6 protein-coding genes are annotated in these 6,077 nt (G+C 67.3%); 3 read left to right on the plus strand and 3 right to left on the minus strand.

All coding sequences use genetic code 11. The features are described 5' to 3' along the window. Positions 1-1,156 (minus strand): MFS transporter (locus tag ACFDSW_RS13575; RefSeq protein WP_375250816.1); only part of this gene is annotated, 1,156 nt, incomplete at its 3' end. 85 nt (positions 1,157-1,241) lie between these two features. On the opposite strand from ACFDSW_RS13575, the gene ACFDSW_RS13580 reads away from it, so the two are divergent. Beyond that, complete coding sequence (locus ACFDSW_RS13580) at positions 1,242-2,288, plus strand: YeiH family protein (RefSeq protein ID WP_375250817.1); 1,047 nt, start codon at positions 1,242-1,244, stop codon at positions 2,286-2,288. Between the two features lie 46 nt (positions 2,289-2,334). Here the strand turns inward: ACFDSW_RS13580 and ACFDSW_RS13585 are convergent, their stop codons facing one another. Both ACFDSW_RS13585 and ACFDSW_RS13590 read right to left on the minus strand, forming a co-directional pair. Continuing rightward, a complete protein-coding gene (locus ACFDSW_RS13585; protein ID WP_375250818.1) occupies positions 2,335-3,357 on the minus strand; it encodes a LacI family DNA-binding transcriptional regulator in 1,023 nt (340 codons plus the stop codon). Between the two features lie 51 nt (positions 3,358-3,408). Further along, positions 3,409-4,041, minus strand: coding sequence for a TetR/AcrR family transcriptional regulator (locus tag ACFDSW_RS13590; protein WP_375250819.1), 633 nt, complete (start codon positions 4,039-4,041; stop codon positions 3,409-3,411). 100 nt (positions 4,042-4,141) lie between these two features. Here ACFDSW_RS13590 and ACFDSW_RS13595 point away from each other — a divergent pair, with 100 nt between their 5' ends. Together ACFDSW_RS13595 and ACFDSW_RS13600 are read left to right on the plus strand one after the other, a co-directional pair. Further along, positions 4,142-5,329, plus strand: coding sequence for an efflux RND transporter periplasmic adaptor subunit (locus tag ACFDSW_RS13595; protein WP_375250820.1), 1,188 nt, complete (start codon positions 4,142-4,144; stop codon positions 5,327-5,329). Between the two features lie 6 nt (positions 5,330-5,335). After that, a partial coding sequence (locus ACFDSW_RS13600) for an efflux RND transporter permease subunit (protein WP_375250821.1) occupies positions 5,336-6,077 on the plus strand: 742 nt, incomplete at its 3' end.

Here is a 6,077-nt window from a genome sequence, read left to right on the forward strand (position 1 = left end):
GGTAGGAAGTCGCGCATACGACCAGCGCGGGCGTGTAGCCCAGTCCGTTGGCCAGCGCCCAGGCCTGGAACTGGATCATCCCGATCGACCCCAGGTTACCGCAAAAGGCGGCGATACCGATCGTCGAGCCGACCGCACGCGCCGGGGTCACGTCGGTCGCGACGCCGAACACGTTGGTGGAGAACCCCTGATGCGCGAACAGGCCGAGCCCCAGCAGCAGCGCCGCGCTCCACGGGCTCTGCACCGACAGAACCAGCGGCACGGGCAGCACCAGTAGCGCATAGAGCAGCATCGTCGTCTTGCGCGCCCGGTTGATGCTCCAGCCCGCGGCCATCAGCCGCGTCGGCAGATAGCCGCCGGTAAGCGCGCCGCACGCCGCCAGGCCATAGGTGAGCGCGACCGGCCAGCCGAGCGTGCCCTGTGCCAGGCCGAACAGCCGGTGGAACAGATCCGGCAACCACAACAGCATGAAGAACCACACCTGATCCGACAGCACCTTGGCGATCGCGATCGCCAGCGTCTTGCGGCTGCGCAACAGATCGGCCCAGCGGATCGGTGCGGCTTCCATCGCGTCGAGCGCCACTGGCTTCACACGGAGCGCGAACCAGACCAACACCCACACCAGCCCCAGCCCGCCAGCGACGAGGAACGCCGCCTGCCACCCGAAGGCCACCGCAAGCGGGGGGATCAGCGCGGGGGTGACGACTGCGCCGACATTCGGCGCGGTATTGGCGATTCCTAACGCGATTTGCCGGTCGCGATGATTGAAATAGGTGGCCGCGGATTTCACCGCGGCGGGGGTGCCGATCGATTCGGCGACCCCCAGCACGACCCGCGCGCCGATGAACCCGCTCACGGTGGTGGCCACCGCATGTGCCATTCCCGCAAGGCTCCACACCCCCACGCCGATCCCGAAGCCGCGCCGCAGCCCGACGCGGTCGATGAACCAGCCCGTCCCCAGAAAGGCGAAGGCGGTCGCGACCTGAAAGGCGGTGCCCATATTGGCGTAATCCTGGTCGGACCAGGCGAATTGCGCTTCCAGCGTCGGCTTCAGCAGTGCGAGGATCTGACGATCGACGTAGTTCAGCATGATGGCCACGAATACCATCGCGACGATCACCCAGCGGGCCCGATTGGCGCCTTCGCTCATCCTCATTCCTTCTGCCGGATCTTTCAGATAACGTTGTCATAAGGCGAGGGACCGCGCTAGTCCTTCGTGCCACGAAGCATATAGGAAGGCCATGCCCGCACCCTTTTCCCGAGCATCGCTGCCGATGGCGGCCGACCTGTATGGCGATATCCTGCCCAGTCCGGCGACCAGCTGGCGCGATCATGTGCCGGGCCTGATCGTGGTCGCCGCGGGAACCCTGGCGGCGGCGTTCATCTCGGACCATTATGGCCCGCCACTGACGCTGATGGCGTTGTTGATCGGGCTGGCGCTCAATTTCCTGTCGGCGGACAAGCGACTCGCGGCGGGCACCGCCTTCGCCAGCCGGTCGCTGCTGCGCTGGGGGATTGTGCTGGTCGGGCTGCGCGTCACCTTCGGGCAGATCGTCGCGCTTGGGCCGACCGCGTTGCTATGTGTGCTGGTGATCGTCGCGGTGACGATCGCCAGCGGCATATTCGTCGCGCGACGGCTGGGATTCGATGCCGCGTTCGGGACGCTGGCGGGGGGCGCGGTGGCGATCTGCGGCGCGAGCGCGGCGCTGGCGCTGGCGACGACGCTCGGCGAGCGGCGCGCCAACCAGGCGCAGTTGACGCTCGTGCTGGTCGGTATCTCCGCGCTGTCGGCGCTGGCAATGGTCACCTATCCGTTCATCGCGCACTGGCTGGGGATGAGCGACCTGAAGGCGGGGTTCCTGCTCGGTGCGTCGATCCACGATGTCGCGCAGGCCTTGGGCGCGGGTTACTCCTATTCCGACGGCGCCGGCCAGATCGCGGCGATCGTAAAGCTGACGCGCGTCGCGCTGCTGGCGCCGGTGCTGGCGGTCGTCGCGCTGTTCCTGCCGCGCGGTGAGGCGGGCAAGGGGCAGGGGGTGCCGTGGTTCGTGATCGGGTTCTTCGTGCTGGCGGGGATCAATTCGACCGGGATCATTCCCGCGCTCGTCACCAGTACGGCGGAGCGGACCGCCGCCGGGCTGTTGGCGGCCGCCGTCACCGCGACCGCGATCCGATCGCCGCTGCCGCAATTGCTGGAGGCGGGATGGCGCCCGATGGTGGTGATCGCGGGCGCGACGCTGTGCGCGCTGGCGCTGTCGCTGGGGGCGGCGACGTTCCTGATCGGCTAGCCCGCTCGCCGGGACGGACGGCGCGGCGACGGTCCCGTTCGGCGCGTCAGTCGCCCGGCGCCGCGGCCGAATCGCGCAGGATCAACTGGTGGGGCAGCTGGCGTTGCTCGACTTCGCCCTCCTCCGCCGCCAGCAACAGATCGGCGGCGTTCCACGCCAGGTCGCGCACCGGCTGGCGCATCGTCGTCAGCGCGGGCCAGACGTAGCCGGCGAGCGGATCGTCGCCGAAGCCTACCACCGACAGATCGTCCGGGATCGACAGTCCGCGCCGATGCGATGTGGCCAGCGCGCCCGCCGCCATGTCGTCGGACGCGGCGAAGATCGCGGTCGGCGGGATAGGGAGGTCGAGCAGCATTTCGGCCGCCGCCGCGCCGCTGGGAAAATCGTAGCGGCCCGGCTGGATCAGCGCCGGATCGCTGGGCACGCCCGCCGCGGCCAGTGCGGCGAGATAGCCGTCGCGGCGCTGCGCGCTGGTGGCATAATCGACATGGCCGGCGATATGCCCGATGCGGCGATGCCCGAGTGACAGGAGATGCGTGGTGGCCTCGAAGGCGGCGGCGCGATTGTCGATCGACACGGTCGCGGTGGCGCCGGCCCGCGATCCCGGCGAGACGCGCACCACGCGGATCGCGCGCCGTTCGAGCAGGTCCAGCACCGCCTGATTGTCGCTGACCGGCGGTGTCAGGATAATGCCGTCGAGGCGGCTGGTGTCGATCAGCGCGGCGATTTCGTCGACCAGCCGGTCGCTGGCGCGGTCATAGGGCTGCGCGATCATGCGCACGCCGTCCATTTCGCAGCGGTCACGGATCCCGGTCTGCATCGCATAGACGTAATTGGGGCTGGGATTGTCGCAGACCAGTGCGATCTGGAAGCTGCGCTTGCCCGCCAGCGATCGCGCGGCGAGATTGGGGCGGAAGTTGAGCGCCGTGACCGCTTCCTGCACCCGCGCGCGGGTCGCCGCGCCGACATAGCGTTCGTTGTTCAGCACGCGGCTGACGGTCTTGATCGAGACGCCCGCGCGTTCCGACACATGTTTGATCGTGGCGCGCACGGGATGATCGTGTGTCATGCGCGACTGTCTTGGCACGCTCGACCGACGGACGGCAACCGTCGCCGTATCCTAGCCGAACGCGGCGGTGAGCGCGGCGATTTCGCGATCGATGAAGGTCATCAGCAGGTCGATGACGCAGGCCTCCAGTCCGCCGGCATCGGACAGGCGATGCTGGAACGTGCCACCGTTGAAAATCACGACCGCATCCGCGAGGCATTCGATCCGATCCGCCGGGACGGTTTCGGGAAGAAGGACGCCGAGCGCGGCGATCAATTGCACCCGCAATTGCGAATCGACGTGGCGGAAGATCTGCGCGATCCGCTCGTTGCGGGCCGCCTCCGCCAGGATTTCGGTCACCAGCCGCAGGTCGGGCAATTCCCGCCCGGCGACGAAGTTGCGGATCCACGCCCGCACCTCCGCCGTCTCACCGCGCATGGCGGCGGCGCATAGCGCGTCGGGCGACAGAAACTCGTCCAGATCCCGCTCGACGATCGCCGCGACGATCGCCTCCTTGTTCGCGAAATCGCGATAGATCTGGCCGACAAGCACCCCGGAACGCTGCGAAATGCGCGCCATTCCTGTGGCGTGGAAACCATGTTCCTCAAAAAGTTCCCGCGCAGCCTGAACAATTTTCTTGCGTCGCGCGTTGGCCTTGCCGTCCCGCGTAAGGGGAAAACAGGGGTTCTCCAGTTTCGCGTTCATCGCACCGATCGCCTTCCCCAAGTCACTTGACGCCTTTCTTTCTTCGCAGTAGCAGCATTTGTGAGTGAGCGATCACTCACACCTTATTAACGAGATAACGATGGCAAACAAGGGGTTCGCGCTTGCCGCGCTGCTGATGGTTCCGCTCGCCGCGTGCGGGGGAAAGCAGGATGCTGCCCAGCAGCAACCGCAGGGGCCGCCGCAGGTCGGCGTCGTGACCGTGCAGCCTGAATCCGTCACCCTGACGACGACGCTGCCGGGCCGGACGACCGCGTTCGAGACGTCCGAAGTGCGCCCGCAGGTCAATGGCCTGATCACCGCGCGCCTGTTCACCGAGGGGGATCAGGTCACCAAGGGGCAGGCGCTGTATCGCATCGATCCGCAGCCTTATGTGGCGGCGGTGGCGAATGCGCGGGCCGCGCTGGCGCGTGCGCGCGCCGCGATCGCCTCCACCACGGCGTTGCAGCGTCGATATGGCGAGCTGGTGAAGATCAACGCGATCGCGCGGCAGGATTACGAGAATTCGATCACCCAGGCGCAGCAGGCGCAGGCCGATGTCGCGGCGCAGTCCGCGGCGCTGCGCACTGCGCAGATCGATCTCGCCCGTACTACGATCCGGGCGCCAATCTCCGGCCGGATCGGCCGATCGGTCGCCACCACCGGTGCGCTGGCGACCGCGGCGCAGACGACGCCGCTGACCACGATCCAGCGGCTTGACCCGATCTACGTCGACGTGCCGCAATCGAGCGCGGATCTGTTGCGCCTGCGCCAGCAGATCGCGTCGGGCGACCTGGCGCGCGGGGGCGGCGCGGCGCGCGTCCGGCTGCGGCTGGAGGACGGTTCGGTCTATCCGATCGAGGGCAAGTTGCAGTTCGCCGACGTCACCGTCGATCCCAACACCGGCACGCAGACGATCCGCGCGCTGTTCCCCAATCCGCGCGGCTTGCTGCTGCCGGGCATGTATGTTCGCGCCGAATTGGTCGAAGGCACGCAGGACGACGGCATTCTGGTGCCGCAGCGCGCGGTGACCCGCGACGAGAAGGGCAATGCCGTCGCCATGATCGTCGGTCCTGACGGCAAGGTGCAGCCACGGCCGCTCAAGACCTCGCGGACGATCGGCGACAACTGGCTGGTTACCTCGGGGCTGAAGGCCGGTGACAAGGTGATCGTCGAGGGCGGCATGATGCTGCGCCCGGGCATGCAGGTGAAGCCGATGCCATGGAATCCGAATGCGCAGCCGGCCGGACAGCAACAACTGCAGCCGGCTGCTGCGCAGGCGAAGAAGTAACCGATCATGTCGCGCTTTTTCATCGATCGCCCCATCTTCGCGTGGGTCATCGCGATCGTCCTCATGCTGGCGGGCGCGATCGCGATCCGCAGCCTGCCGATCGCGCAGTTCCCGGAGATCGCTCCTCCGGCGGTGTCGATCACCGCCACCTATCCGGGCGCCGACGCGGAAACACTGGAACGCACCACCACGCAGGTGATCGAGCAGCAGCTGCGCGGCATCGACCATCTGCGCTACTTCTCCTCGTCTTCCTCGTCGGCGGGGACGCTGACGATCACGCTGACGTTCGAGCAGGGCACCGATCCCGACATCGCGCAGGTGCAGGTGCAGAACAAGCTGCAGGCGGCGACCCCGCTGCTACCGCAGGAAGTGCAGCGACAGGGGTTGCAGGTCGCCAAGTCGGCCGCCAACTTCCTTGTCATCGTCGGCATCTATTCGCAGGACAATTCGCACAATGCGAACGACCTGGCCGACATGGTCGTGTCGCGGATGCAGGATCCGATCAGCCGTGTGAACGGCGTCGGCGAGCTGCAGGTGTTCGGCGCGCAATATGCGATGCGCATCTGGGTCGATCCGCTCAAGCTCAACAATTACCAGTTGACGATCAGCGACGTATCGACCGCTGTGCAGGCGCAGAACGCGCAGGTGTCGGCCGGCCAGCTGGGCGCGCAGCCCTCGCCCAAGGAGCAGATGCTCAACGCGACCGTTTCGGTCCAGTCGCGTCTGCAAACCCCCGAGCAGTTCGGCG

The organism is Sphingomonas sp., from assembly GCF_042091075.1.
Lineage (GTDB): Bacteria > Pseudomonadota > Alphaproteobacteria > Sphingomonadales > Sphingomonadaceae > Sphingomonas.